This is a genomic window from Mesorhizobium sp. M0060 (assembly GCF_040323155.1).
In the GTDB taxonomy this organism is placed as follows: domain Bacteria; phylum Pseudomonadota; class Alphaproteobacteria; order Rhizobiales; family Rhizobiaceae; genus Mesorhizobium.
Map to the genome: position 1 here is coordinate 52,501 of NZ_JAMYUP010000009.1, position 25,171 is coordinate 77,671.

Genomic DNA, 25,171 nt, shown 5'->3' on the forward strand with positions numbered 1-25,171 from the left:
CAATGACATCCAGCGACAATCCCGCACAGGATTTCGCTGAGCGACGATCTCTTCGAGATCGCGCAGGTGGGCATTGGCAATGAGAACGATCAAGTGTCTTAAGGGCAATTGGTGGATGCCTTGGCATGCACAGGCGATGAAGGACGTGATACGCTGCGATAAGCTACGGGGAGGTGCGAATACCCTTTGATCCGTAGATTTCCGAATGGGGAAACCCACCTAAGGTACTTGGAAAATCAGAGCAGCAGGGCAACTTGCTGCTGTGGTTTCCAAGTATCGATAATAGGTAACTTACCCTGAATAAAATAGGGGTAAAGTGGCGAACGCGGGGAACTGAAACATCTAAGTACCCGTAGGAAAGGACATCAACCGAGACTCCGGAAGTAGTGGCGAGCGAACCCGGACCAGGCCAGTGGCGATGATGAGACAAGCGGAACCTTCTGGAAAGTAGGGCCATAGTGGGTGACAGCCCCGTACGCGTAATGCAAATCATCGTCCTCGAGTAAGGCGGGACACGTGAAATCCTGTCTGAAATTGGGGGGACCACCCTCCAAGCCTAAGTACTCGTGCATGACCGATAGCGAACTAGTACCGTGAGGGAAAGGTGAAAAGCACCCCGACAAGGGGAGTGAAATAGTACCTGAAACCGATTGCCTACAAACAGTGGGAGCCCAAGGTTCGTCCTGGGTCACCACGTACCTTTTGTATAATGGGTCAGCGACTTAGTGTGACGAGCAAGCTTAAACCGATAGGTGTAGGCGCAGCGAAAGCGAGTCTGAATAGGGCGTTCAGTTCGTCGCATTAGACCCGAAACCGAGTGATCTAGCCATGAGCAGGTTGAAGGTAAGGTAACACTTACTGGAGGACCGAACCCATAACTGTTGCAATAGTTCGGGATGACTTGTGGCTAGGGGTGAAAGGCCAATCAAACTCGGAAATAGCTGGTTCTCCGCGAAATCTATTTAGGTAGAGCGTCGACCGAATACCCCAGGGGGTAGAGCACTGGATGGGCTAGGGGTCCTCACCGGATTACCAAACCTAACCAAACTCCGAATACCTGGGAGTAATAGTCGGCAGACACACGGCGGGTGCTAACGTCCGTCGTGAAAAGGGAAACAACCCTGACCTACAGCTAAGGTCCCCAAGTTATGGCTAAGTGGGAAAGGATGTGAGGATCCCAAAACAACCAGGATGTTGGCTTAGAAGCAGCCATCATTTAAAGAAAGCGTAACAGCTCACTGGTCTAAATAAGGGTCTTTGCGCCGAAAATGTAACGGGGCTAAAGCCATACACCGAAGCTTAGGGTTTGCAGCAATGCAAGCGGTAGCGGAGCGTTCTGTAAGCTGATGAAGCCATACCCGTGAGGGATGGTGGAGGTATCAGAAGTGCGAATGCTGACATGAGTAACGTAAGGGGAGTGAGAGACTCCCCCGCCGAAAGTCCAAGGGTTCCTGCTTAAAGCTAATCTGAGCAGGGTTAGCCGGCCCCTAAGTCGAGGCAGAAATGCGTAGACGATGGGAACCACGTTAATATTCGTGGGCCTGGAGGAAGTGACGGATCATTGAGGTAGTCCAATCTTATCGGATTGAAAGGGCTGCTGCGTGGTTCCAGGAAATAGCTCCTCCTTATAGACCGTACCCGAAACCGACACTGGTGGACTGGTAGAGTATACCAAGGCGCTTGAGAGAACTATGCTGAAGGAACTCGGCAAATTGCACGCGTAACTTCGGAAGAAGCGTGACCCTTTCATGCGCAAGCATGGGAGGGTGGCACAGACCAGGGGGTAGCGACTGTTTATCAAAAACACAGGGCTCTGCGAAGTCGCAAGACGACGTATAGGGTCTGACGCCTGCCCGGTGCTGGAAGGTTAAGAGGAGGGGTGCAAGCTCTGAATCGAAGCCCCAGTAAACGGCGGCCGTAACTATAACGGTCCTAAGGTAGCGAAATTCCTTGTCGGGTAAGTTCCGACCTGCACGAATGGCGTAACGACTTCCCCGCTGTCTCCAGCATAGACTCAGTGAAATTGAATTCCCCGTGAAGATGCGGGGTTCCTGCGGTTAGACGGAAAGACCCCGTGCACCTTTACTATAGCTTTACATTGGCATTCGTAGTGGCATGTGTAGGATAGGTGGTAGGCTTTGAAACCTGGGCGCCAGCTCAGGTGGAGCCACCCTTGAAATACCACCCTTATCACTATGGATGTCTAACCGCGGCCCGTTATCCGGGTCCGGGACAATGTATGGTGGGTAGTTTGACTGGGGCGGTCGCCTCCTAAAGAGTAACGGAGGCGCGCGATGGTGGGCTCAGAACGGTCGGAAATCGTTCGCTGAGTGCAATGGCATAAGCCTGCCTGACTGCGAGACTGACAAGTCGAGCAGAGACGAAAGTCGGTCATAGTGATCCGGTGGTCCCGCGTGGAAGGGCCATCGCTCAACGGATAAAAGGTACGCCGGGGATAACAGGCTGATGACCCCCAAGAGTCCATATCGACGGGGTTGTTTGGCACCTCGATGTCGACTCATCGCATCCTGGGGCTGGAGCAGGTCCCAAGGGTATGGCTGTTCGCCATTTAAAGCGGTACGTGAGTTGGGTTCAGAACGTCGTGAGACAGTTCGGTCCCTATCTGCCGTGGGTGTAGGAATATTGAAAGGATCTGTCCCTAGTACGAGAGGACCGGGATGGACGGATCTCTGGTGGACCTGTTGTGGCGCCAGCCGCATAGCAGGGTAGCTATATCCGGACGGGATAACCGCTGAAGGCATCTAAGCGGGAAACCCACCTTAAAACGAGTATTCCCTGAGAACCGTGGAAGACGACCACGTTGATAGGCCGGGTGTGGAAGAGCGGCAACGCTTGAAGCTTACCGGTACTAATAGTTCGATCGGCTTGATCGTTCTCATTCCCAATGCCCATCGTGAACACGATGGATGGCACAGAAAACAGCTTCTCGAGCAACGTGCGTTTTGCCGACCTGGTGGTTATGGCGGAGCGGCTGCACCCGATCCCATTCCGAACTCGGCCGTGAAACGCTCCAGCGCTGATGGTACTTCGTCTCAAGACGCGGGAGAGTAGGTCGCTGCCAGGTCTGCCAAGCGCACGTTGTTAAATCTTCTCCTTACGAACAGGCCCGCCAACGGGACTCCGGGCCGCGCAAGCGGCCCTTTCATTTGGCGGGAGCTTGAATCCAGTGAGCCAAGGCTTACTTCTAGGGTTGACGCGGGGTGGAGCAGCCCGGTAGCTCGTCAGGCTCATAACCTGAAGGTCACAGGTTCAAATCCTGTCCCCGCAACCAAATACGAAAACGGCCCGCCTTGTGCGGGCCGTTTTCGTATTGCTGGGCGATTGTTTCGATCCCCGTCAGGCCTCGCACGAAGCCGACACCCGGGACACCGAGACAGATCCTGCCCCCCCACCAAATTCCTTGCAATGCAAGCATCAAACCCCGGTAGCCTTACGGCGCTGGGGTTTTTGTTTTGGGGCGTGCTGCCAAACACCGAAGCTCGCGCGCCGGGACGGAGTTCCACGTCCTTGCCGGCACCTGAATGTGCTGCATGGATGCAGCTCTAGCCGGCATCCCGGTTGGTCAAAGCGATGTGGCAGCAGCCGGAACCGTGGCCCGGCGTCCAGGTGACGTTGTCGAAGCGCACCCCGGTGGCCTCGAACAGGCCGCGGTCGAAGGCGCCGGCGATGCGGCAGAGCGTGGCGAGCTTCTCGTCGCCGACGCCGGCTTCGACCCAGGCGTCCTTCAGCGGACAGCGCTTGACCTTGAAGGCGATGCGGCCTTGGCTGCGTTCGACGTCGGTCGGATACATGCGGCCGCCATCCGGGCTGACGGCCAGGAACGCCTCGCCGATCGCCGGTGCGTCGTTCGGGCCGAAATCGGCGAAGGCCGCCGCCGCAACCTCCTTGCCGCGTTGTTCGATGGTACGGATCATGATCGCCTCGGCTTTTTCCGCGCCAAGTTCCGCAGTCAGCTCATCGAGGAGCAGACGATAAAGATCGGCGCGGTTGCGGAAGGCGGAATCGAGTTCGCGCGACAGTTTTTCGGCTCGGGCTTCGGCGTCGGTCATGAGGCGTCCTGTTCGATCCTTGGCAGTCTTGGCGCTGCCGCCACAAGCGCCTTGCCGATTGCAGATTGCGGCGCGTCGATGACGTCGCGGGCGTCGCCGCTCTCGGCAATGCGCCCAGCGTCCAGAATGGCGACGCGGTGAGCGATGGCACGGACGACGCCGAGATCGTGCGAAATGAACAGATAGGCGATGCGCTCCTCGCGTTGAAGGTCGAGCAGCAGCCGCAGGATCTGCGCGCGCACCGACACGTCGAGCGCCGACACCGCCTCGTCGAGCACGACCAGCGACGGTTTTGTGGCGATGGCGCGGGCGATTGCGACGCGTTGACGTTGGCCGCCGGAAATTTCGTGAATGGCGCGGCCGGCGAGACCTGGGCTGAGGCCGACGCGCTCCAGCAGAGCGGCAATGCGGCGCGGGCGTTCGGCTCGCGAGGCGATATGGTGGATGCGCAAGGGATCGTCGAGCACGCGCGCCACCGTGGCGCGCGGGTTGAAGGCGGCGAGCGGATCCTGAAACACCATCTGCAGACGGGCGCGCCGGTCGCGCAAGGCAGCGCCGTTCAGTGACAGGAACTCGCTGCCTTCAAATTCGATATTGCCGGCGTCGGGTTCGATGAGCCGCAGCATCAGCCGAGCTATCGTCGACTTGCCGCTGCCGGAAGGTCCTGCCAGCGCCAGCGTCTCGCCAGGTTCGATGTGGAAGGAAACATCGTCGACCGCGGCGATGATCTTGCCGCCGCGACGGTATCGTTTGGTCAGGCCGGAAACGGCGAGCAGCGGACCGCTCATGTTCCGGTCTGCCGCAGCAGCGGCTCGACGTCGAGGCCGAGATGAGCTTCGAGCAGCGCCCTTGTGTAGGCGTGACGCGGCGCACTGACGACCTGCGCCGTCGAACCGAACTCGACCAGTTCGCCATGCCGGAACACGGCGATGCTCTCTGCAAGCTCGGCGGCCAGCGCGATGTCGTGGCTGATGAACAGCAGCGCCATACCGTCCTCGGCCACCAATTGCCGAATTAGCGCGACGATCTCGGCCTGCACGATGGTGTCCAGCGCGCTGGTCGCCTCGTCGGCGATTAGCAGTTTCGGGCTGGCCGCGATCGCTGCGGCGATGGCCACGCGCTGCTTCTGACCGCCGGATAGCTGGTGCGGGTAGGCGCGCATGGCGGCATCGGGAACGGGCAGACGGACGCGTTCGAGCAGGTCCCTGGCCCTGGTATAGGCGTCTCGCCAGGCAAGGCCGAGATGGGCGTGCGCGACTTCTGCGATCTGTTTGCCGACCGTCATCACCGGATCGATGCTGGCCGAGGGGTCCTGGAAGACGAAGCCGATGTCGCGACCACCGAGGGGGAGGCTATTGCGAAAAAGGAAAGATTGGCGATCCTTGGCGCCCCGGGATGGCGATGGGGGCACCCAATCGATGCGGCCCTCTATCCTGGATGAGGCCGGCAGCAGCCCGGCAATCGCAAGCGCCAGCGTGCTCTTGCCCGAACCGCTCTCGCCGATGATGGCAAAGCGCTCGCCAGTCGCGACGTCAAGGCTGATATGTTTCAGCGCCGCGACCTCAGCGCCGTCGCGGCGATAAGTCACCGACAAATCACCGATCGAAAGCAGCGCCGTCACGACAGGCTCCTCCTCACCGCCGTCGTCTCGACGACGCCTTCGCCGGTGAGATACACACCGAGCACGGTCAGCACGAGCGCTACGCCCGGAATGATCGACAAAAAGGGCGCGGTGCGCAGCACAGCGCGGCCCTCGGCGATCATGCCGCCCCAGGTTACGCGGTTGGGGTCGCCAAGGCCGAGGAAGGACAATGCCGCTTCGGTGAGAATCGCCGCGGCGACGATCACCGACGACAATGCCAGTACCGGCGGCAATGCGTTGGGCAGCACTTCGCGAAAGGCGATCTCCAGCGGATGCATGCCGATGACGCGGGCGCCGGCAACAAAATCGCGCTCGCGGATCGACAGCACTTCGGCCCGCGCCACGCGTGCCGGTCCTGTCCAGGCGCCAAGCGCTATCGCCACGACGACGACGCCGAGCGATGGCCCGACGATGCTGACGAAAGCCAAAGCTAGCAGGAAGGCCGGCACGGTCTGGAAAGCGTCGGTGATGCGCATCAGCACTTCGTCGACGAGGCCGCCGGCAAAGCCGGCCAACGTGCCGATCACGGCGCCGACGGCAAGGGCGGCGGCTGCTGCTGCCAGCCCGACCGCCAGGGAGGTACGGGCGCCATGGAAAAGCTCGGCAAGCACGTCGCGGCCCAGGCGGTCGGTGCCCAGTGGCAGCGACCAGTCCTTGAATGGCGGCAGCAATGCCGGCCCGGCAATCGCCTGCGGATCGCCGGGAAAGAACAAAGGTGCGGCAAGCGCCACGGCAAACAGTGCCGCCAGGAAGACCGCGCCGGCGATCGCTTCCGGCGTGCGAAGAAAGCGGCGAAGCGGGCTCACGCACCGGCCTCACTGGCGCCGACGCGCGGATCGAGGAAGGCGTAAGCGATGTCGACGAGAAGGTTGACGATGACGACCAGAACGGCGCTGACGAGAATGATGCCGAGCAGCAACGGCGTGTCGCGCGCGGCCACCGCTTCCTGCGCCAGCCGGCCAAGGCCGGGCACGGAAAAGACGCTTTCGATGACGACGCTGCCGCCCAGCATTTGCGCGGACTGCAGGCCAAGCATGGTGACCAGCGGCAACAATGCGTTGCGGGCGACGTGGGCGAGCACGATGCGCTGGCGGGAAAGTCCCCTGGCGCGGGCGGCGAGGACAAAATCCTGTCGCCAGACTTCGGCCATGCCGGCGCGCATCATGCGCAGGTAAAGCGCGAGATAGATGAAGCCGAGCGCGGACACCGGCAGGACGAGATGGCGGGCGATGTCGGCGGCGCGATCGAGGCCGGTCTTGCCCGAGGCGATGCTCTCGATGCCGCCGATCGGAAACCAGCGCAGGTCGACGGCGAAGACGATGATCAGCACCAGCCCGAGCCAGAATCCCGGTACGGCATAGAGCGCCAGCGAGCCGATGGACAGGAAGCGATCACGGAAGCTGCCGGGTCTGGCGCCGGCATAGATGCCGAGCGCCGAGCCGAGGCCGAAGGAGAGCGCGGTGGCGCTGCCCATCAACAGCAGCGTGGTAGGCAGGCGCTCGAGGATGACGTCGCGGATCGGCCGCGAGAAGGTGACCGACTGGCCAAGGTCGAGATGCAGCAGCGCCCAGAGATAGTTGGCCAGCCGCGTCAGCTCCAATTGGTCGAGACCCCAGCGGTGACGCAACAGCTCGATCATGCCGGCGTCGCCGCCGGTCGAGACGATATAGGCATCGACCGCGTCGCCGGGCGCTGCTTCGAGCAAAAGGAAGGTGCCGACGACGACGATCAGCAGCACGAAGATGCTGCCAACGAGACGGCGGCGAAGAAGGATGAGGGCGCGGGTCATGGCGCAGCACTGACAGGAGAGCCAAGTCTTCGGCGCTGCGTTCGGCACCCCCCTCGTGGGAGAGATGTCCGGCAGGACAGAGGGGGGCGCGAAGGAACTCTCATAGCCGAAGCTGAGCACCCACATAGGCGATGTGCAAGCCTTGAGCCGACCTGCCTAAGCCTCCAGCCAAGTGTCCGCCCAGTTCGATACCGCCCAGCGCGGGTTGTTGGCGATGTTCTTGACCGTGTCGCGGGCGACGCTGATGAAACTCCATTCGGCGACGTTGATGAGCGGCAGGTCGGCGGCAACTTTTCTCTGGAACTCCTTGTAGAGTTCGGTGCGGGCGGCGGTGTCGAGCGTCTCCGATGCCTTGGCGATCAGGGCATCGAGTTCGGCGTTCTTGTAGCCGCCCTGGTTGGAGAAGGGCACGCCGTCGGGAATGCCGCTCTGCACCAGGATGGTGGTCGAGATCGCCGGATCGCCGCGAAACACCGGCGGCCCGACCGCAAGGTCGAAGGCGTGGTCGGTGTAGACCGCCTTGATGTGCGCGGCCGAGTCGTTGTTGACCAGCTGGGCGTCGATGCCGATGGCGGCGAGCGCCTGGCGCAGATAGTCGCCGAACTGCTTGGTCTCGTTGAAGTAGGGCGCCGGCAGCAGTTTCAGCGAAAAGCGCTTGCCGTCATCGCCTCGGCTGTAGCCGGCCTCGTCAAGCAAGGCATTGGCCTTGGCAACGTCGAAATCATAGGTCGGCACGTCGGCGGTGTAGAATTGCGGGTCGTTTTTCGGCACCGGGCCGGTGGCGGTTGCGGCATAGCCGAGAAATACCGTCTTGACGACGAAATCCTTGTTGATGGCGTGAGCGATCGCCTGGCGCACTTTCAGGTCGGCCAGCTCCTTGCGGCGATGGTTGATCTCGACGATCAGTTGGTAGGTCAGCGCTTCGTAGCCTTTGGTGATAACCTTGAGGCCAGGCACCTTGGAGATGCGGTCGAGATCGGCCAACGGCACGGCGGAAAAGGCGGCGAGCTGGATTTCCTCCGCTTCGAGCGCGCTTGCGGCGGAGGTGCGGTCGGGCAGCACCTGATAGATGATCTCGTCGAGATAGGGCTGGTCCTTGCCCCAATAATCGGTGTTCTTCTCCAGCCGGTAATATTCGCCGGGCTTGTATTCGGCGAATTTGAATGGGCCGGTGCCGACCGGTGCGTTGTTGGCCGGGTTGTCCTCAATCTTTCCGGTCTCATAGATGTGCTTCGGCACCACGCTGGTGAGAGCCGGCAAGGCATTGCGGATCAGCTGGAACGGTGTCGGCTTGGCGAATTTGAACACGGCGGTGGCCTCGTCCGGCGTGTCGACGGCCTCAAGATCCTTGAACACGGTGCGGCCGAGATTCTGCAGCGGTTTCCAGACCTGCAGCGCCGAGAAGGCGACGTCGGCGGAGGTAAAGGGCTTGCCGTCATGCCATTTGACGCCCTCGCGTAGCTTGAATGTCACCGACAGACCGTCGGCGTCGCCTTCCCAGCTCAGCGCCAGGCGTGGATCGAGCCCGTCCTTGCCGTCAAAGGATGCCTCGGCCAAGGTTTCCACGACCTTGCTAGAAATGAAGAAGACACCGTTCGAGGCGACGATCGCCGGATTGAGATTGCGCGGCTCGGAATCGGCGGCAACGACCAGTCGTCCGCCCTTTTTCGGCGTCTGCGCCCAGCCGATCGTCGGCATGGCCGTGGAAGCCAGCAGCAATGCCGAACCGGCCAGCATCGTGCGTCTGGAAATGGTGAACTCTGACATGATCGAACTCCGTCCTCTCCGCGACCCGGCCGGGTCCGCCGTACCCCTCGGACGCTCATAAGCGTTCCGCAACGTGATTATGGGCCTTGTCCGGGGTTTCGCCAGAGACGGAATTGGCGCATCCTCACGTGGCTTTGAAATTTCCGTCCGCTGGACCAGTTGTACAGAAACGGTTCGATGCGCGGATTCTGGCAGGACCAGACTGGAAGGCAGCAAGTGAAGGAGCTTTTGGGGCTCGTTCGCCCATTCTGGCTGGACCAGATCGGGCAAAATGATGCAGATTTAAGCATAGCCGAGGATCAGAGCCAGAAAAGCTGGCGCCGCCGAGCGGCTGGCTAAGGGATTTCAGGGAGAGAGACATGAACATTGCCCCGGGCAAGAATGCCGTCGGCAGCGTGCCGTTCGACCAGGCCAGGGTGGACGGGCTGATGGAGGAGGCCGGCATCGACGTGCTGCTCGCCACATCCAAGCACAACACGCAATATCTGCTTGGCGGCTACAAGTTCATCTTCTTCGCCGCCATGGATGCGATCGGCCACAGCCGCTATTTGCCTGTTGTCGTCTATGAGAAAGGCGGCCCGGAGCATGCCGCCTATATCGGCAACCGCATGGAGGGCGGCGAGCACCAGAACCACCCGTTCTGGACGCCGACACTGCATGCCGCCTGCTGGGGCACACTCGATGCCGCCAATCTCGCGGTCGAACATTTGCGGAAGATCGGCAAGGGCAATGCCCGCATCGGCATCGAACCGGGCTTTTTGCCGTCCGACGCTTATATGCTGATCCGCAACGCACTGCCGGACGCCAAGCTGATCGACGCGACGCATATGCTTGAGCGCATGCGGGCGATCAAAACCGAGGCGGAGCTGGAGAAGCTGCGCATCGCCTCGGAACTGATCACCGATTCCATGCTGGCGACCATTGGCTGGGCCCGCGAAGGCACGAGCAAGAGCGAGATCATCGAGCAGCTCAGGCGCGAGGAGACCAATCGCGGCGCGCATTTCGAATATTGCCTGTTGACGCTAGGCTCCAGCCACAACCGCGCCGCGTCGCCGCAGGCGTGGAAGAAGGGCGAGGTGATGTCGATCGATTCCGGCGGCAACTACCACGGCTATATCGGCGACCTCTGCCGCATGGGCATTCTGGGCGAGCCGGACGCTGAACTCGAGGATCTGCTGGCCGAGGTCGAGGCGGTGCAGCAGGCGGCCTTCTCCAAAGTCGAGGCGGGCACGCTGGGCGGTGACATGATTTCTCATGCCGAAGGCGTGCTGAAGAAATCCAAGGTTGCGCCCTATACCGATTTCTTCGCGCACGGCATGGGGCTGATCACGCATGAAGCGCCGTTCCTGATGACCAACCATCCGGTGACGTATGAAGGCACCTATGCCGAAAAGCCGCTGGAGAAGAACATGGTGCTCTCGGTCGAGACGACCATGCTCCACCCGACACGCGGCTTCATCAAGCTCGAGGATACGGTGGCGGTCACCGATGCCGGCTATGTCATGTTCGGCGACCGGGGCAGGGGCTGGAACAGGGGCGGGGCTTAGGCGCCTTCTATCTCACTTCCCGCCTGGCGGCAGCAGCGTGAAATCCGGCAAATCCCGCAGTGCCAGTTCCGGCCCGGCCGGCGAATAGACGACGAAGAGCTGCATTGGCCCGTCGCCGGTGTTGAGCGTCGAGTGGAAGCGGCTTTCCGGCACATAGATGGTGCAGCCGGGGCCGACCTTCTCGACGACCGGGTTGCCCTTCTCGTCCTCGACCATCTGCTCGCCATTGCCTGAGATGACGAAGATGATCTCCTCGGCACCCGGATGGTTATGACGCGTATGGCCCTTGCCCGACGGCAGGTCGACGACACCACCGGAAAAGCGCGTCGCGCCGTTCACTTCGGGAGCGATCGTCAGCGACAGCTTGCCCCAGTCGAAGCCGAAGGCGCTGACGTCCTTCGGGTATACGAACACCTTGCTGTTGTCCGTCATCGTCTCATCCCTTGTTTTTCTTGCTGTTTTTTTGTGCCGCGCCGAACGTGACGGCCTTGAAATCCGCCGTCTGTCTCGCGATCGAGGCTTCCGCCGGCAGCCGTTCCATCGAACTGGCGCCGTAGAAACCATGCAGGCTCTTGCAACGCTTAAGAATATATTTGGCGTCGTCCGGCATCGAGATCGGTCCGCCGTGGCAAAGCAGGATGATATCCTCGCGCACTGAGCGTGCCGCTTCGGCGATGGCGTCGATTTCCCTCACACAGTCGTCCAGCGATTTGGCCGAGGTTGCCCCGATCGAGCCGCCGGTGGTCACCCCCATATGGGCGACAACGATGTCGGCGCCGGCTTTTGTCATGGCGCGCGCCTCGTCTGGATTGAAGACATAAGGCGTGGTCAACAGGTCAAGCTTGTGTGCCTCGGCGATCATGTCGACCTCGAGCCCGAACCCCATGCCGGTTTCCTCAAAACTCTGCCGCATCTGGCCGTCGAACAAGCCGATTGTCGGAAAGTTCTGCACACCGGAAAAGCCCATCGTCTTCAGCTCGGCCAGCAGCAGCGGCATGATGACGAAGGGATCGGTGCCGTTGACGCCGGCCAGCACCGGCGTCTTCTTCACCACCGGCAGCACTTCGTAGGCCATTTCCTTGACGATCTCGTTGGCATTGCCATAAGCGAGCAGGCCGGCGGCCGAGCCGCGCCCGGCCATGCGGTAGCGGCCGGAATTGTAGATGATGATCAGGTCGATGCCGCCGGCTTCTTCGGCCTTGGCCGAGAGGCCGGTGCCGGCGCCGCCGCCGACGATTGGCACGCCGTCGCCGATCATCTTGCGGAATTTTTCCAGGATTTTCTTGCGCGGTATGGCGGGCATGTCTTGGTGTCTCACTGTCTGGCGATGTCGAGGAAGGCCGTTGTCGCAGCCCAGGCGAATTCCGGGTCGTTGATGTGCAGCGGCAGGCGCAGCACGCGGCGCTTCTTGTCGGGTTTGATCGTGCGCTCGATCGCCTCGAACAGCACCGCATCGGCTTCAGGATCGAAGAAGGCGCCGCCTTCGATGTCGAGCGCCGACACGCCTTTCTCCGGAATGAGGAAACGAACCGGACCCTCGCAGAGGCTCAGCCTTGTGCCGATCCATTCGCCGATCGTGCGGCTTTCGTCGGCGGTGGTGCGCATCAGCGTGACGTTTGGATTGTGCTCGTAGAACAGCCGCCTGCGATAGCGTTCCGGAATTGTCGGCGGCGCCCAGAAATTGACCATGTCGAGCGCGCCGACCGAGCCGACATAGGGCAGCCTGTTGCGGGCGATGGCGCCAAAGCGATCGTCGGTCGCCGGCAGCACGCCGCCCAACAGAAAGTCGCAGACTTCCGTCGTGGTGATGTCGATGACGCCGGACAACAGGCCGCTATCGGCAAGCTTCTCCATGGCGCGGCCGCCGGTGCCGGTGGCGTGAAAGACCATGCAGTCATAGGTCGAACGAAGCTCATCGGCGATCGCCGTCACGCATGGCGTGGTGACGCCGAACATGGTGAGGCCGAGCGAAGGTCTGCCGTCAGGCGGCGGGGCCGGCTTCGCCGCCATGCCTGATATCGCCTGGGCGGCATTGTGCAGCACGACACGGGAAAGCCGGTTGAGGCCGGCCATGTCGGTCACCGACGGCATCATGACGATGTCGGAGACGTCGACATAGGGCGCGGTGTCGCCGGAAGCCAAAGTCGAAACCATGATCTTGGGCAGGCCGAGCGGCAGCGTTCGCATGCCTGCGGTGATGATCGAGGTGCCGCCACCGCCGCCAATGCCGATAATCGCGGCAATATCGCTGCGCGACTGGACAAACCGCGCGAAGGCGGTGGCCATTGCCGCCACCGATGTGCCGCGGTCGTCGATGCCGAGCACGGCATTGCGGCCACCGGGATGATGGCTGGCGACCTCGTCTGCCGAAACATCGACCGGCACGGTCGCCTCGCGTGTTCCGATGTCGACACGGGCAATCGATGCGCCGGTTGCGGCGACCGCATCGGCCAGAAAAGCGAGCTCCTCGCCCTTGGTGTCGGCGGTGCCCACCACATAGATGCGCTTCATCGCGTTTCCCCGGTCTTGGGCGTGCTCGGCGCTGCCGCCCCGTTGCCCGGCCGTTCGACGGCGCGAAGGGCCATTGCAATTTTTTGAGACGCGCGTATCGTATTGACATGGATGTCTCACGTCAACAAGCGACTGTGAACGACGATGCCGGCCAAGGGGCGAACCCGCGGGCCGAGCGCGGGCCCCGCGCCCGCACCAGGCGGCTGATGCTGGAGACGGCGACAAGGTTGATGCAGGCGGGCGCCACGCCGTCGGTCAGCGAGGTCGCGGAAGCAGCGGAAGTCTCCCGCGCCACCGCTTATCGGTATTTTCCGAGCCAGGCGGCGCTGGTGCAGGCGGTGGTCGACGAAGGGCTTGGGCCGATCCTCACCTGGCGATCGAACTCTACCGATCCCGAGCGCCGGATAGCCGAGCTGTTCGAAACCGCCATGCCGCGCATCGAGGCCTTCGAGGCGACGTTCAAGGCGGCGCTGAAACTGTCGCTCGACCAGTGGGCGCAGCGACAGGCAGGCACGCTGGGCGGTGAGCCGACCTTCACGCGCGGCCATCGCGTCGAGCTTTTGAAGGATGCGATCGCGCCGCTCAAGGGCCGGTTGCCGCCGCGCGAATTCAAGCGGCTCGCGCAAGCGCTGTCGCTGATCTTCGGCGTTGAGATGCTGATCGTATTGAAGGATATATGGGGATTGGATAGCCGCAGGATGATGTCGGTCGCGCAATGGGCAGCCAGCGCGCTGGTACGCGCGGCGGTGACGGAATCGATGATTGAAGGAGATGGGATCGCACCGGCGACGGCCGCTAGATGACGCCAATCTGGTTCGACCAGATTTGCACCCTGCATACCCATACTATTGGCGATGCAGCGGTCCAGGCAAGGCCCTTGTATATCAAATAGTAGGAAAATTCAGGGAAAACAGGGAGATACTGCGGAAACCGACTTGCCAGCCTGCCCGCCATCGGCCAAGAAAGGGCTTGACGTGCCTCTGAAATTGGTAATACCAGATTAGAATAAATAAAGCGGATCAAAGGTGAAGGCTGAGATCCGTTTCGGTCGAGCGAGGAGGCTCACAAACCGGAACGGTGCCGTCACGGGAGGACTACCAGGGCCGGCCTCGCTGCCGGTTCTCATGAACGGTAGAATGCGCACAAGGGAGGAAATCATTATGCGCAAGACAATGACCAGCGTGCTTGCTGGTATCGGCTTAGTGCTCGCCTGCGGAACGTCCGTCTACGCGCAGGAAAAGGAACTCACCATATTCTGGGCGGAATGGGATCCGGCCAATTACTTGCAGGAACTCGGCAACGAGTACGAGAAGGAAACCGGCGTCAAGATCACAGTGGAAACCACACCGTGGCCCGACTTCCAGACCAAGGCCTTCACCGAGTTCAACGCCCATGGCGACGCCTATGATATGGTCGTCGGCGACTCGCAATGGCTCGGCGCCGGCTCGACCGGTGGCCACTATGTCGACCTGACCGACTTCTTCAACAAGCACAAGGTCGGCGAAGTGATGGCGCCGGCGACGGTGAAATACTATGCCGAATATCCGGGCGGCAGCAGCAAGTACTGGGCCATTCCGCTCGAAGGCGATGCGGTGGGCTGGTCCTACCGCAAGGACTGGTTCGAAGACCCCAAGGAAAAGGAAGCCTTCAAGGCCAAGTATGGCTACGATCTCGACGTGCCGAAGGATTTCAAGGCGCTGCGCGACATCGCCGAATTCTTCTACCGGCCGGATCAGAAGCGATACGGCATCGCCATCTACACCGACAATTCCTATGACGCGATGGCGATGGGTTTTGAGAACGCGCTGTTCTCCTTTGGCGGCGAGCTGGGTGACTATAAGACCTACAAGGTCGATGGCTTCATCAACTCCGACAAGGCGATCGCGGCGCTCGACGCCTACAAGGAACTCTACAAGTTCACGCCTCCGGGCTGGGCCAAGTCGTTCTTCGTCGAGGACAACCAGGCGATCACTGAAAACCTGGCCGCCATGAGCATGAACTACTTCGCGTTCTTTCCCTCGTTGATCAACGAGGCGTCGAACCCGAACGCCAAGAACACCGGCTTCTTCGCCAATCCTGCCGGACCTGGCGGCGACCAGTTCGCCGCACTCGGCGGTCAGGGCATCTCCATCGTTTCCTACTCGCAGAAGCAGGAAGAGGCGACGAAGTTCCTTGAATGGTTCATCAAGGACGAGACCCAGAAGAAATGGGCAGCGCTCGGCGGCTACACCTGCAGTGCCGCCGTGCTCAAGTCGCCCGAATTCCAGAACGCCACGCCGTACAACAAGGCGTTCTACGAGACCATGTTCAAGGTCAAGGACTTCTGGGCGGTTCCGGAATATGCCGAACTGCTGCAGCAGCTCAACCAGCGCGTTTACCCCTACATGATCGGCGGCGAAGGCACCGCCAAGGAGACGCTGGACGCACTGGCAGCCGACTGGAACGCGACCTTCAAGAAATACGGCCGCGGCCAATAAGTATGAAGTTTCACGGAGGGGGCGTTCGTGCCTCCTCCGTTTCTTTTTCTGATTTTTGAACCGGGAGCAGGGTCTTGGCGACCACGATGATCACCACGCTGGACAGGTCCTCGCGGGCCGCCGCTCGCGGTCTCAGCGACATTTCGATCCGCAATCTCTTCATCATCCCGACGATCCTGTTTCTGATCGTCTTCAACATCTTCCCGCTGATCTATTCGCTGGGCTATTCGTTCACCGATTTCCGCGCCTCGACCAGCGCGGCGGCGAATTTCGTCGGGCTGCAAAACTATCGCGACCTGCTCGGCGATCCCTATGTCTGGTCCAACTTCGCCATCACCGCGAAATACGTCATCATCTCAGTCGCCGGCCAGCTGCTCGTCGGCTTCGGCGTGGCCATGCTGCTCAACCGCGACATTCCGCTCAAGGGCCTGCTGACGACGCTCCTGTTGTTGCCGATGATGCTGTCGATGGCCGTCGTCGGCCTGTTCTGGAAGCTGCTCTACGATCCGTCCTTCGGCATCATCAATTATGCGCTCGGCCTCGGCACCTTCGAGTGGCTGTCGGATCCGAAAATGGCGCTCTATGCGGTCGCGCTGACCGACATCTGGATGTGGTCGCCCTTCGTCATGCTGTTGTCGCTGGCCGGCCTGTCGGCCGTGCCCAAGCATCTCTACGAGGCAGCCGCGATCGACAGGGCCGGGCCGTTCTACACCTTCTTCCGCATCACGCTGCCGCTGGTGGCGCCGATCCTGATGATCGCGGTCATCTTCCGCACCATGGAGGCATTCAAGACCTTCGATCTCGCCTACATCCTGACCAGCCAGCCGACGGCCGAACTGATCTCGATCCGGCTCTATAAGATGGCATTCCAAGAATGGCAGACCGGGCGCTCCTGCGCACTCGCCTACATCGTGCTGATCATGGTGCTGGCTATCACCAATATCTATGTCAAATACCTCAACAAGGTGAAGGAGCGCTGAGATGGCTGCCGTGCGCACCTCCTCCGAAATCGGCTTCAATCGCGTTGCAATCGTCGCCGTCCTGTTGGTGACGATCATCTTCCTGGCGCCGATCTACTGGATTGCCTCGACGGCGTTCAAGCCGCGCAATCTCGCCACTACCATCCCGCCGACGGTCGTCTTCCAGCCGGAAATATCGCCCTTCGTCAAGCTGTTCACCAAGCGCTCGCAGCTACGCAACCCAGCGTCGCCGGAGGAGTATGCAGCCGCTCCCTGGTGGGAGCGCGTCGTCTTCGACGGCGGCGAAAAGATCGTGCGTGACGGCAAGGGCCAGGTGCAGTGGTCCGGCTATCCGAGCCGCTTCATGAACTCGTTGATCGTGGCCATAACCTCGACCATCCTGGCGGTCGGCATGGGCACCTTCACCGCCTACGGCTTCTCGCGCTTTAGGGTGAAGGGAGAGGCGGATCTGCTCTTCTTCATCCTGTCGACGCGCATGCTGCCGCCGGTGGTCGTCGCCATCCCCATGTTCCTGATGTACCGGGCGGTCGGCCTCAACGATTCCCACCTCGGCCTGATCATCCTCTACACCGCTTTCAACCTGTCCTTCTCGGTCTGGCTGATGAAAGGCTTCATGGACGAGATCCCGAAGGAATATGAGGAGGCGGCCCTGGTCGACGGCTACACGCGCATGGAAGCCTTCTTCAAGATCGTGCTGCCGGAGGCCGCCACCGGCATCGCCGCCACCGCCGTCTTCTGCTTTATCACGGCGTGGAACGAATATGCCTTCGCACTGATCATGACCAGCCGCCGTGCCCAGACAGCACCGCCCTTCATCCCCAGCCAGATCGGCTCCGGCCTGCCGGACTGGACGGTGATCGCTGCTGGAACCTTCCTGTTCCTGCTGCCGGTCGCGATCTTCACCTTCCTGCTTCGCAACCACCTGTTGCGCGGCATGTCCTTCGGAGCGATCCGCAAATGAGCTTTCGCGCCATCAACCAGAAATATCTCGAACCGGGCAGCCAGGTGCTGATGGTGCTCGGCATCATCGCGCTCTGCCAGCCATGGCATATGCTGCTGCACAGCTACGGCGTGACTATCATCCTGATCGGCCTGATCGGCTTCAACATCACCTCCAAGATCGCGCCGGAGGAGAAGGCCGGCACCGGGCAAGGGGCAAATCCGGGGGCACAGCATTGACCCAGATCGAGCTTCGCGGCGTCCAGAAATATTTCGGCGCCGTCCAGGTCATCAAGGACCTCAACCTGAAGATCGACGACAACGAGTTCATCGTGCTGCTCGGCCAGTCGGGCTGCGGCAAGACGACGACGCTCAGGGCCGTTGCCGGACTGGAGACGATCGACGGCGGCGACATCCTCATCGACGGCAAGCCGGTCCAGCACCTCAAGGCCGCCGACCGCGACATCGCCATGGTCTTCCAATCGTTCTCGCTCTATCCGCATATGAGCGTCTACGAGAACATCGCCTTTCCACTGAGAGCGACGCGCAAGAGCAAGGCCGAGATCGATAGCGAGGTGCGCTCGGTCGCCAAGACGCTGCAGATCAGCGATCTCCTCGCCAAGAAACCGTCGGCGCTGTCGGGCGGCGACATGCAGCGCGTCGCGATCGGCCGAGCCTTGGTGCGGCGGCCGAAGGCGATGCTGATGGACGAGCCGATCGGGGCACTCGATGCCAAGCTGCGCGAGGAGATGCGGGCCGAGATCAAGCGGCTGCACATCAAGCAGGGCTCGACCAGCATCTACGTCACCCACGACCAGATCGAGGCGATGAGCCTCGCCGACCGGATCGTCATCATGCATGAGGGCGTGCTGCAGCAGGTCGGCTCGCCGGACGAGGTCTATTCGCATCCGGCGAATCTTTTCGTCGCGCAGTTTGTCGGTAGCCCTGTGATGAACGTCGCCGACGCTTCGGTGACCGAGGAAGCCTCGTCGGCCTCGGTGACGGTCGGCGATGCGGCCGCCGGCTTCGAATTCCCGCGTGCGTTGCTGTCGAAGCTCAACGGCCATGCCGGCGGCCAGCTCGCGCTCGGCATCCGGCCGGAAGGCGTTCTCGTCCGCCGCGAAGCAGCCGAAGGGTTCCTGCCGGTAGAGACGCAGATCGTCGAGCCGCTCGGGTCGTTCGACATCGTCGACCTCAAGGTCGGCTCCAAGATGCTGCGCGCGCGCACCAAGAGCGGCTTCATCGGCGGCCCCGGCGAAAGGGTCTTCGCCAGGATCGATCCGGCCCAGGCGCATTTCTTCGACACGGCGAGCGGCAAGTCGCTGGGAGTGAGACTCTGATGGCCCACATCCAGCTCAAGAACATCTCAAAGAAATTCGGCAACCACACCGCCTTGACCGGGCTCGATCTCGACATCGCCGACGGCGAGTTCTTCGTCCTGCTCGGCGAGACCGGCGCCGGCAAGACGACGACGCTGCGCATGATTGCCGGCCTGGAAAAACCGAGCGAAGGTCAGGTCTTTATCGACGGCGTCGATGTCGCCGATTGGGGCGCGGCGGAGCGCGACGTGGCCCTGGTGCTGCAGCAATATTCGCTCTATCCGCGCTATACGGTGCGCGAAAATCTCGAATTTCCGCTAAAGCCGAAGATCCGCCGGCTGCCCGACGCCGAGATCAAGGATCGTGTCGACCGCGCTGCCAGGACGCTGCGGATCGAGCATCTGCTCGATCGCAAGACCGACCGGCTTTCAGGCGGCGAGATGCAGCGCGTCTCGATCGGCCGCGCCATCGTGCGCAAGCCGAGGGTATTCCTGATGGACGAGCCGTTGTCGGCGCTCGACGCCAAATTGCGCGAGGCGCTGCGCACCGAATTGAAGAACCTGCAGATGCAGCTTGGCGCCACCTTCCTGTTCGTGACGCACGATCAGATCGAGGCGATGTCGATGGGTGACAAGGTCGGCGTGCTCAACCATGGCCGCATCGTCCAGACCGGCACGCCGTACGAGATCTACAACAATCCGCGCGACACCTACGTGGCGAGCTTCGTCGGCTCGCCGCCGATGAACCTCATCGACGGCAAGCTCGTTAACGGACGTGCGGTGATGGCACCGCTGAATTTCGAATTGCCGCTTGCGGGGGGTGCCAAGACTTCGGGGGGTGCCAAGACGGGCGTGGCGACCGACGGTCGCCCGCTCGTCTTCGGTATTCGTCCCGAGGACGTCTATCTCGAGACCGGCGCGCCGGTTGAGGCGCGGGTCCACGATGTCGAGAACCATGGCGTGGAGAAGATCCTGACGCTGCGGGTCGGCGACACCATGCTGCGCGCCACTGTGCCGGCCAGGACCGACGTGCAGATAGAGCAGCCGGTGCGCTTTGCCTGGAACCCGGAAAAGGTGGTGCTGTTCGACAAGGGCAGCGGAATAAGCCTGCGTCACGCCGGCTAAGTACAAGCCTCTTTGCCGCAGCTGGAGCGGAATGCGTTCAAATTGAACCGTGCATCCGCTCTATCTATTTGTTTTAGCCGAATTTGTGCGACGCCAAGTGATTCCATGTGGCTGCAAAAAGCTCTAGTCTCTCGTCATCCCCCGTACGGGGGATGCGGATGCTCCGATTTGTCGAATAGGCTGATCCTTCGGTCCCAAAAAGGGCTTTGCATGCCCAAATTCGGAGGCCCAAATACGGAGGGTTGGCTATGGGAAATCTGTTCCGCAGTTTTGCGACTATCCTGCTTGTCGCGGGTATGGGATTGTCGTCCGCACATCTGAGCGAGGCGCAGGCAGCCAAGAAAGTTGTCGCCGGCGCGAAGGTGGACGCCAAGAAGATCAAAGGCCTTAACGGCACGGTCAATCTGTCCACCAGCGACTGCAAGCTGTTGTTGAGCGGCACCGTCGTCGAAGTCTCGGATGGCAGATGCGGGGCTTCCGGCAAATATTGCAAGAGCAGCGCCGGCTCGGCCTGCATCACCGAGCAATGAGCTCGGCCAGTTTTTAGCCGGCCTGGCGGATCTCCGCCTGTTCCTCGGCCCGGAAATGGCCGGGCGGCGATCCGATGACCCGCTTGAAGGCGCGGCTGAAAGAGGCGTCGGATTCGTAGCCGAGGCGCGCCGCGACGACGGAAATCTTCAGCCGGTCGCGGACCAGCCATTGCCGCGCCTGGTGCATCCGCACCTGCGTGACATACTTTGCCGGCGTCTCGCCGACGATGGTGGCGAAGCGCTCGGCAAAACCCGATCGCGACGCGCCCATCATCCTTGCCAGAGCCTCCACCGTCCAGTCGCGGTTCGGTTCCAAGTGGATCGCGGCCAGCACCCGGCCGATCTCGCGGTCCCTCACCGCCGCAATCCATCCGGAGGAGTCGCCGCAGCCGCGTTCGACCCATGAGCGGATGACGGTTGCGGCGAGCACATCGGCCAGCCGCGCCAGGATGCCGCCGGAGCCGACGCGCTCCATCGTCACCTCGCGGGCCATCGCCTCCAGCAGATGCGGGATGCCCGGCTCATAGGCTTCCAGCTCGTGCGCGCGCATCACGTCCGGCATCATGCCGAGCAATGGGTGCAAGCCATCGAGATTGAAATACATGCTGCCGAAAAACAGCAAGGTCCCTGGCCGGCAGCCCGGCACGCCGTCATTCGACATGCAATAGACATCCTTGCAGATCTCCTCGGCCTCATAGCCGTGGATCGGCGCCGCCTCGATGCCCGGTTCACTCGCCAGCGTGTGGGCTGAGCCGCGCGGCAACAACACGGCGTCGCCCGCCTTGAGCTCGACCCATTCGCCGGACGGCTGCAGCAACCAGCAGCCTTTGCGGCCGATGAAATGAAACCGTGCTGCCGCCTGAGCCGGAAAATGGATGCCCCAGGGCTCCTTCATCTCGCAACGGCCGTAATCGACGCCTTCGAGACGCAATCCGCGCAATATGTCCGTCAGCGGATCGCCGGTGGTGGGGATTTTGGACGAACGGTCAAACATAATGGTGTTTCTAGCATGGAAACTCCAGACAGTCACTCCCTATGTTGCACTGCAGCCAGATGCTGCGCTGCAACCAGATCGGAGATCATTCATGACCGAACCCGCGACAGGCGTCATGGACGCCGTTCTCGACCCGTCGGAAACCGGCGAACGATCCGAGCCCGCATGGGGGGCGGTGGTCTCCCTGGCGCTCGGTGTCTTCGGCCTGGTGACTGCGGAATTTCTGCCCGCCAGCCTGCTGACGCCGCTTGCGCAGGATCTCGGCATCACCGAAGGCGCCGCCGGGCAGGCGGTAACGGCGACGGCCGTCATTGGCGCAATAGCGGCGCCGACCATGGCTATCGTCACCAAGCGGCTGGACCGCAGGCTGGTCATGTGGGCGCTGACGGTGCTGCTCGTGCTGTCAAACCTGGTGGCCGCGTTTGCATCGTCGCTTCCCGTTCTTCTGATCGCCCGCATCATGCTCGGGATCAGTCTCGGTGGCTTCTGGTCGATGTCGGCAGCCATGGCGATGCGGCTCGTTCCGATGCGGCTGATGCCGCGCGCCATGTCGATCATCCTCACTGGCGTTTCGGTGGCGACGGTCTGCGCGGCTCCGGTCGGTGCCTATGTCGGTGACATCTGGGGATGGCGGACGGCCTTCATGATCGCCGCCGTGGTCGGCGCGCTGGCGCTGCTGGTGCAGGTGGCTACCATTCCGCGATTGCCGCCTGCAGGTACAGCAGGTTTTCGTACGCTGCTGGAGGTGATGAAGCGGCCGATGATCAGGGTAGCACTGCTGGTGGTACTGCTGGTCGCCTCGGGACACTTTGCCGGCTTCACCTATGTCCGCCCGTTTCTCGAGAAGGTGCCCGCGCTGGACATCGAGACGATCTCTCTGGTGCTGCTCGCCTACGGCATCGGTGGCTTCTTCGGCAATTTTGCCGGCGGCTTCATCGCCGAACGCAGCCTCAAGGCAGCCGTCAGCCTGGCGCCTCTGCTGATCGCGTTTTCGGCACTCCTGCTGCTGGTGGTCGGGGGCTCACCCGTAGTGGCTGCAATAGCGGTGGCCAGCTGGGGCTTCGCCTTCGGCGCCGTCCCCGTCGGGCTGCAGACCTGGCTGGTGCGGGCCGCCCCCGATCAGGCGGAAAGCGCCGGCGGGCTCATGGTTATGACGTTCCAGGTCGCCATCGCGTTGGGCGCCGTCTTCGGCGGCCTGCTGGTCGACAATACCGGCGTTGCCAGCGCCTTCGCCTATTGCGGGGCGGCGACGTTGCTGGCGGCACTGGCGGCGTTCTTCCTTGGCCCGAAGCCGATCGACAATTCTGAGGCCTAAACCGAACGACCGTCGAAGTCGAAGACCGGCACGGCGGCTAGGTCCAACGCGTCGATGCAATGGATATTGATGTAGGCACTTCGCCCGCTCCCTTCGCCGACATCCTCGGCGAAGGGGTGAATGCCGCAGCTCCGGCAGAAGCGGTGGGCGATAACATGGGCGCCGAAGCTGTAGCGGCCGAGATCATCGCCCCAGGCAAGCACCCGCAGGCTCTCATGCGGCACTGCCCATAGCAGCGCACCCTTGCGCGAGCAGATCGAGCAATTGCACCGCACGGCTCCGGTCAGCTCGCCTTCGACCTCGAACGCGACCTTGCCGCAGTGGCAGCTGCCTTTGTAGAGCATCGGGCTTCCTCCTTCGGTTCGACAGGTGCAAATCCGACCGTGCCGGGTTATGTCTCCTGCGGCCAGTTGCTGGCTACCTTAAGACGTTGCAGGCGTGCGGAGTCCGACACCGAAAATGCAATCAGCCCGTGATCGCCTCGAAGCAATTCTCTCGCGGCTTGCCGCTCGCGCCGACGATGAAAGCGTGTTCGTAAAGCTCTACCCGGAAGCTGCACGGGCGGCGGCCGACGCCGCCGATGCGCGGCGAAAAGCCGGCATCACGCTCGGGCCGCTCGACGGGGCGATCGTCTCGATCAAGGATCTGTTCGATGTCGCCGGCGAGCCGACCACGGCGGGCTCGCTGCTGCTTGCCACCGCTGCGCCCACGCTGCGGGACGCCCTTGTCGTGCGGCGGTTGCGCCAAGCCGGTGCAGTCATCCTCGGCAAGACCAATATGACCGAGTTCGCCTTCACCGCGATCGGCGTCAATCCGCATTACGGCACGCCCGGCAATGCAAGTGATGCCAGCCGTATTCCGGGCGGCTCGTCCTCAGGCGCCGCGGTTTCGGTCGGCGAAGGCACCAGCGAAATCTCCATCGGTTCCGATACCGGCGGTTCGGTGCGCATTCCGGCGTCGTTGAACGGCGTCGTCGGTTTCAAACCGACGGCGCGGCGCGTGCCGCTCGCGGGTGCGTTTCCGCTGTCGGCCACACTGGACTCGATCGGTCCGCTGGCCCGCACCGTCGCCGAATGTGCGGCGGCCGACGCGGTGATGGGGGGCGAAGAACCGAGAGCACTGTCGCCGCTTCCGCTGGCCGCCCTACGCATCGGCATTCCGCACGGCGTGCTGTTCGATGATACGGAGGAAGAGGTCGCGACGGCGTTCGACCGATGCCGTCGCAAGATGGGGCTTAACGGCGCGCGGCCTGTGGAGATGTCGATCGACGACCTGCTTGCCGAGCTGCGCGCGGCAACCAAACGCGCGTCGATCGCAGCAATGGAAGGGGCGGAGATCCATGCCGAGTGGCTGGCGACAGGAGCGGCGACGCCGGTCGACCCGCGGGTAAGCGGGCCATTGTCGCGCGCCTTCGCCATGCCGGCTACGGTCTATATCAGGGCCATGCGCCACCGCACGGCGCTGGCCGCTGCGATGGACGAGCGGCTGGCGGCGGTCGACGTGTTGGCCCTCCCGACCACGCCAGTGACGGCGCCGACGATCGTGTCGATGACGGGCGACGAAGCGTTGTGCAACAGGATGGAAGGCCTTCTGCTGCGTAACACGCAGGTCGCCAACCAGTTCGATCTATCAGCCATCTCGCTGCCAATGCCGGGAATGACGCGTCCGGCCGGGCTGATGCTGGTGGCGCGCAATGGCCATGACCACCACCTGTTGCGCATCGCCGCAGGAGTCGAGGCGCTGCTTGCAAATTAAAATGGTAGCGCGTGTGTGGCGGCGTGTCAGCGCGACGAGCAGTGGCCGCGCTCGCTGTCCTTGGCGGCGCGTTCGATGCCGGTGGCGACCAGCCAAGGCAAAGTATACTGCTTGCCGTTGAATGTCCGGATGCGGTTCTCGATGAAGCCGACAACAACGACCTTGCCGGCGTAAAGCTTGTCCGAAAGATCGAGCGCCTTGTCTTGCTGCGGCAAACGATCGATGTCGATCGAAACACCCTTGACGATCTTGCCGGTGGCGAGGTCGAGCGCGCTGTTGGATGGACAGGGTGCCGCCACGCAGCGCAGGCCGTTGTCGCAGAACACGTAGCTGCCCTGTTCGTTGGCGAAGGCCTGCGCCGTTGCCATGCAGAAACCGGCGGTCAGCAGGATTTTTGCGGCGTTTCCCATGC

Annotated in this window: 24 protein-coding genes, 1 tRNA gene and 2 rRNA genes (1 of these 27 cut by a window edge); 14 read left to right on the plus strand and 13 right to left on the minus strand. The window is 62.1% G+C overall.

Going from position 1 to position 25,171, the window contains the following annotated elements; all coding sequences use genetic code 11:
* Positions 1-93, minus strand: the beginning of a protein-coding gene (locus NKJ94_RS11420; RefSeq protein WP_352525052.1) for a hypothetical protein. Its footprint begins 189 nt before the window's first position; 93 of the gene's 282 nt are visible here — the first part of the coding sequence; the start codon lies at positions 91-93; its stop codon lies off the left edge, out of view.
* On the opposite strand from NKJ94_RS11420, the gene NKJ94_RS11425 reads away from it, so the two are divergent.
* The 3 genes from NKJ94_RS11425 (at position 88) to NKJ94_RS11435 (ending at position 3,292) form a co-directional block, all read left to right on the plus strand.
* Positions 88-2,894, plus strand: a 23S ribosomal RNA gene (locus tag NKJ94_RS11425). The genes NKJ94_RS11420 and NKJ94_RS11425 overlap by 6 nt on opposite strands.
* Before the next feature lie 76 nt (positions 2,895-2,970).
* Positions 2,971-3,085: ribosomal RNA gene (gene rrf / locus NKJ94_RS11430) — 5S ribosomal RNA — on the plus strand.
* A 130-nt stretch (positions 3,086-3,215) separates the two neighbouring features.
* Positions 3,216-3,292: transfer RNA gene (locus tag NKJ94_RS11435), tRNA-Met, on the plus strand.
* 271 nt (positions 3,293-3,563) lie between these two features.
* Here the strand turns inward: NKJ94_RS11435 and NKJ94_RS11440 are convergent.
* The 6 genes from NKJ94_RS11440 to NKJ94_RS11465 all read right to left on the minus strand — a co-directional run bounded on the left by NKJ94_RS11440 (position 3,564) and on the right by NKJ94_RS11465 (position 9,268).
* Positions 3,564-4,070 carry an L-2-amino-thiazoline-4-carboxylic acid hydrolase gene (locus NKJ94_RS11440; protein WP_352525054.1) on the minus strand — a complete coding sequence of 169 codons (507 nt, stop codon included), beginning with the start codon at positions 4,068-4,070 and terminating at the stop codon, positions 3,564-3,566.
* Positions 4,067-4,858 (minus strand): ATP-binding cassette domain-containing protein, encoded by a 792-nt coding sequence (locus NKJ94_RS11445; protein ID WP_352525056.1) that lies wholly within the window; start codon positions 4,856-4,858, stop codon positions 4,067-4,069. The genes NKJ94_RS11440 and NKJ94_RS11445 overlap by 4 nt, the downstream gene beginning before the upstream one ends.
* Positions 4,855-5,691: an ABC transporter ATP-binding protein gene (locus tag NKJ94_RS11450; protein ID WP_352525058.1), complete on the minus strand. Its 837-nt coding sequence runs from the start codon at positions 5,689-5,691 to the stop codon at positions 4,855-4,857. The genes NKJ94_RS11445 and NKJ94_RS11450 overlap by 4 nt, the downstream gene beginning before the upstream one ends.
* A complete protein-coding gene (locus NKJ94_RS11455; RefSeq protein WP_352525060.1) occupies positions 5,688-6,518 on the minus strand; it encodes an ABC transporter permease in 831 nt (276 codons plus the stop codon). The genes NKJ94_RS11450 and NKJ94_RS11455 overlap by 4 nt, the downstream gene beginning before the upstream one ends.
* Complete coding sequence (locus NKJ94_RS11460; RefSeq protein ID WP_352525062.1) at positions 6,515-7,501, minus strand: ABC transporter permease; 987 nt, start codon at positions 7,499-7,501, stop codon at positions 6,515-6,517. Before NKJ94_RS11460 ends, NKJ94_RS11455 begins: the two co-directional genes overlap by 4 nt.
* Positions 7,502-7,657: 156 nt before the next feature.
* Positions 7,658-9,268, minus strand: a complete 1,611-nt coding sequence (locus NKJ94_RS11465) for an ABC transporter substrate-binding protein (protein ID WP_352525064.1) — start codon at positions 9,266-9,268, stop codon at positions 7,658-7,660.
* A 359-nt stretch (positions 9,269-9,627) separates the two neighbouring features.
* Between NKJ94_RS11465 and NKJ94_RS11470 the strand changes: the two genes are divergently transcribed.
* The gene (locus tag NKJ94_RS11470; protein WP_352525065.1) at positions 9,628-10,815 is read left to right on the plus strand and encodes a M24 family metallopeptidase; all 1,188 of its coding nucleotides are present in this window, start codon (positions 9,628-9,630) and stop codon (positions 10,813-10,815) included.
* A 12-nt stretch (positions 10,816-10,827) separates the two neighbouring features.
* Here NKJ94_RS11470 and NKJ94_RS11475 read toward each other — a convergent pair whose 3' ends face one another.
* Genes NKJ94_RS11475 through NKJ94_RS11485 form a run of 3 tightly spaced genes read right to left on the minus strand, consistent with a single transcriptional unit; the run spans position 10,828 to position 13,326 of the window.
* Positions 10,828-11,247 carry a cupin domain-containing protein gene (locus NKJ94_RS11475; RefSeq protein WP_023675172.1) on the minus strand — a complete coding sequence of 140 codons (420 nt, stop codon included), beginning with the start codon at positions 11,245-11,247 and terminating at the stop codon, positions 10,828-10,830.
* A gap of 4 nt (positions 11,248-11,251) precedes the next feature.
* Complete coding sequence (locus tag NKJ94_RS11480) at positions 11,252-12,118, minus strand: phosphoenolpyruvate hydrolase family protein (protein WP_352525067.1); 867 nt, start codon at positions 12,116-12,118, stop codon at positions 11,252-11,254.
* 11 nt (positions 12,119-12,129) lie between these two features.
* Complete coding sequence (locus NKJ94_RS11485) at positions 12,130-13,326, minus strand: Tm-1-like ATP-binding domain-containing protein (protein ID WP_352525069.1); 1,197 nt, start codon at positions 13,324-13,326, stop codon at positions 12,130-12,132.
* Positions 13,327-13,433: 107 nt separating this feature from the next.
* On the opposite strand from NKJ94_RS11485, the gene NKJ94_RS11490 reads away from it, so the two are divergent.
* The 8 genes from NKJ94_RS11490 (at position 13,434) to NKJ94_RS11525 (ending at position 20,695) form a co-directional block, all read left to right on the plus strand.
* Positions 13,434-14,129 (plus strand): TetR/AcrR family transcriptional regulator, encoded by a 696-nt coding sequence (locus tag NKJ94_RS11490; RefSeq protein ID WP_352525071.1) that lies wholly within the window; start codon positions 13,434-13,436, stop codon positions 14,127-14,129.
* Between the two features lie 357 nt (positions 14,130-14,486).
* Positions 14,487-15,803, plus strand: coding sequence for an ABC transporter substrate-binding protein (locus NKJ94_RS11495; RefSeq protein WP_023675176.1), 1,317 nt, complete (start codon positions 14,487-14,489; stop codon positions 15,801-15,803).
* A 74-nt stretch (positions 15,804-15,877) separates the two neighbouring features.
* Positions 15,878-16,783, plus strand: coding sequence for a carbohydrate ABC transporter permease (locus NKJ94_RS11500; RefSeq protein ID WP_023675177.1), 906 nt, complete (start codon positions 15,878-15,880; stop codon positions 16,781-16,783).
* 1 nt (position 16,784) lies between these two features.
* Positions 16,785-17,744, plus strand: coding sequence for a carbohydrate ABC transporter permease (locus NKJ94_RS11505; RefSeq protein ID WP_352525073.1), 960 nt, complete (start codon positions 16,785-16,787; stop codon positions 17,742-17,744).
* Entirely contained in the window at positions 17,741-17,962 is a 222-nt protein-coding gene (locus NKJ94_RS11510; RefSeq protein WP_352525075.1) for a hypothetical protein, read from the plus strand. Before NKJ94_RS11505 ends, NKJ94_RS11510 begins: the two co-directional genes overlap by 4 nt.
* Positions 17,959-19,062 (plus strand): ABC transporter ATP-binding protein, encoded by a 1,104-nt coding sequence (locus tag NKJ94_RS11515; protein ID WP_352525076.1) that lies wholly within the window; start codon positions 17,959-17,961, stop codon positions 19,060-19,062. The genes NKJ94_RS11510 and NKJ94_RS11515 overlap by 4 nt, the downstream gene beginning before the upstream one ends.
* A complete protein-coding gene (locus tag NKJ94_RS11520; RefSeq protein WP_352525078.1) occupies positions 19,062-20,165 on the plus strand; it encodes an ABC transporter ATP-binding protein in 1,104 nt (367 codons plus the stop codon). The genes NKJ94_RS11515 and NKJ94_RS11520 overlap by 1 nt, the downstream gene beginning before the upstream one ends.
* A gap of 248 nt (positions 20,166-20,413) precedes the next feature.
* Positions 20,414-20,695 (plus strand): hypothetical protein, encoded by a 282-nt coding sequence (locus NKJ94_RS11525; RefSeq protein WP_352525079.1) that lies wholly within the window; start codon positions 20,414-20,416, stop codon positions 20,693-20,695.
* A 13-nt stretch (positions 20,696-20,708) separates the two neighbouring features.
* Here the strand turns inward: NKJ94_RS11525 and NKJ94_RS11530 are convergent, their stop codons facing one another.
* Positions 20,709-21,689, minus strand: a complete 981-nt coding sequence (locus NKJ94_RS11530; RefSeq protein WP_352525081.1) for an AraC family transcriptional regulator — start codon at positions 21,687-21,689, stop codon at positions 20,709-20,711.
* A gap of 91 nt (positions 21,690-21,780) precedes the next feature.
* Here NKJ94_RS11530 and NKJ94_RS11535 point away from each other — a divergent pair, with 91 nt between their 5' ends.
* A complete protein-coding gene (locus NKJ94_RS11535) occupies positions 21,781-23,004 on the plus strand; it encodes an MFS transporter (protein ID WP_352525083.1) in 1,224 nt (407 codons plus the stop codon).
* On the opposite strand, the gene NKJ94_RS11540 is transcribed toward NKJ94_RS11535, so the two are convergent.
* Complete coding sequence (locus NKJ94_RS11540; RefSeq protein ID WP_352525084.1) at positions 23,001-23,348, minus strand: GFA family protein; 348 nt, start codon at positions 23,346-23,348, stop codon at positions 23,001-23,003. The two genes, NKJ94_RS11535 and NKJ94_RS11540, sit on opposite strands and share 4 nt — an antisense overlap.
* Before the next feature lie 115 nt (positions 23,349-23,463).
* On the opposite strand from NKJ94_RS11540, the gene NKJ94_RS11545 reads away from it, so the two are divergent.
* Positions 23,464-24,759, plus strand: coding sequence for an amidase (locus tag NKJ94_RS11545; protein WP_352525086.1), 1,296 nt, complete (start codon positions 23,464-23,466; stop codon positions 24,757-24,759).
* A gap of 26 nt (positions 24,760-24,785) precedes the next feature.
* On the opposite strand, the gene NKJ94_RS11550 is transcribed toward NKJ94_RS11545, so the two are convergent.
* Entirely contained in the window at positions 24,786-25,169 is a 384-nt protein-coding gene (locus tag NKJ94_RS11550) for a DUF6748 domain-containing protein (RefSeq protein ID WP_352525088.1), read from the minus strand.
* Between the last annotated feature and the right edge of the window lie 2 nt (positions 25,170-25,171).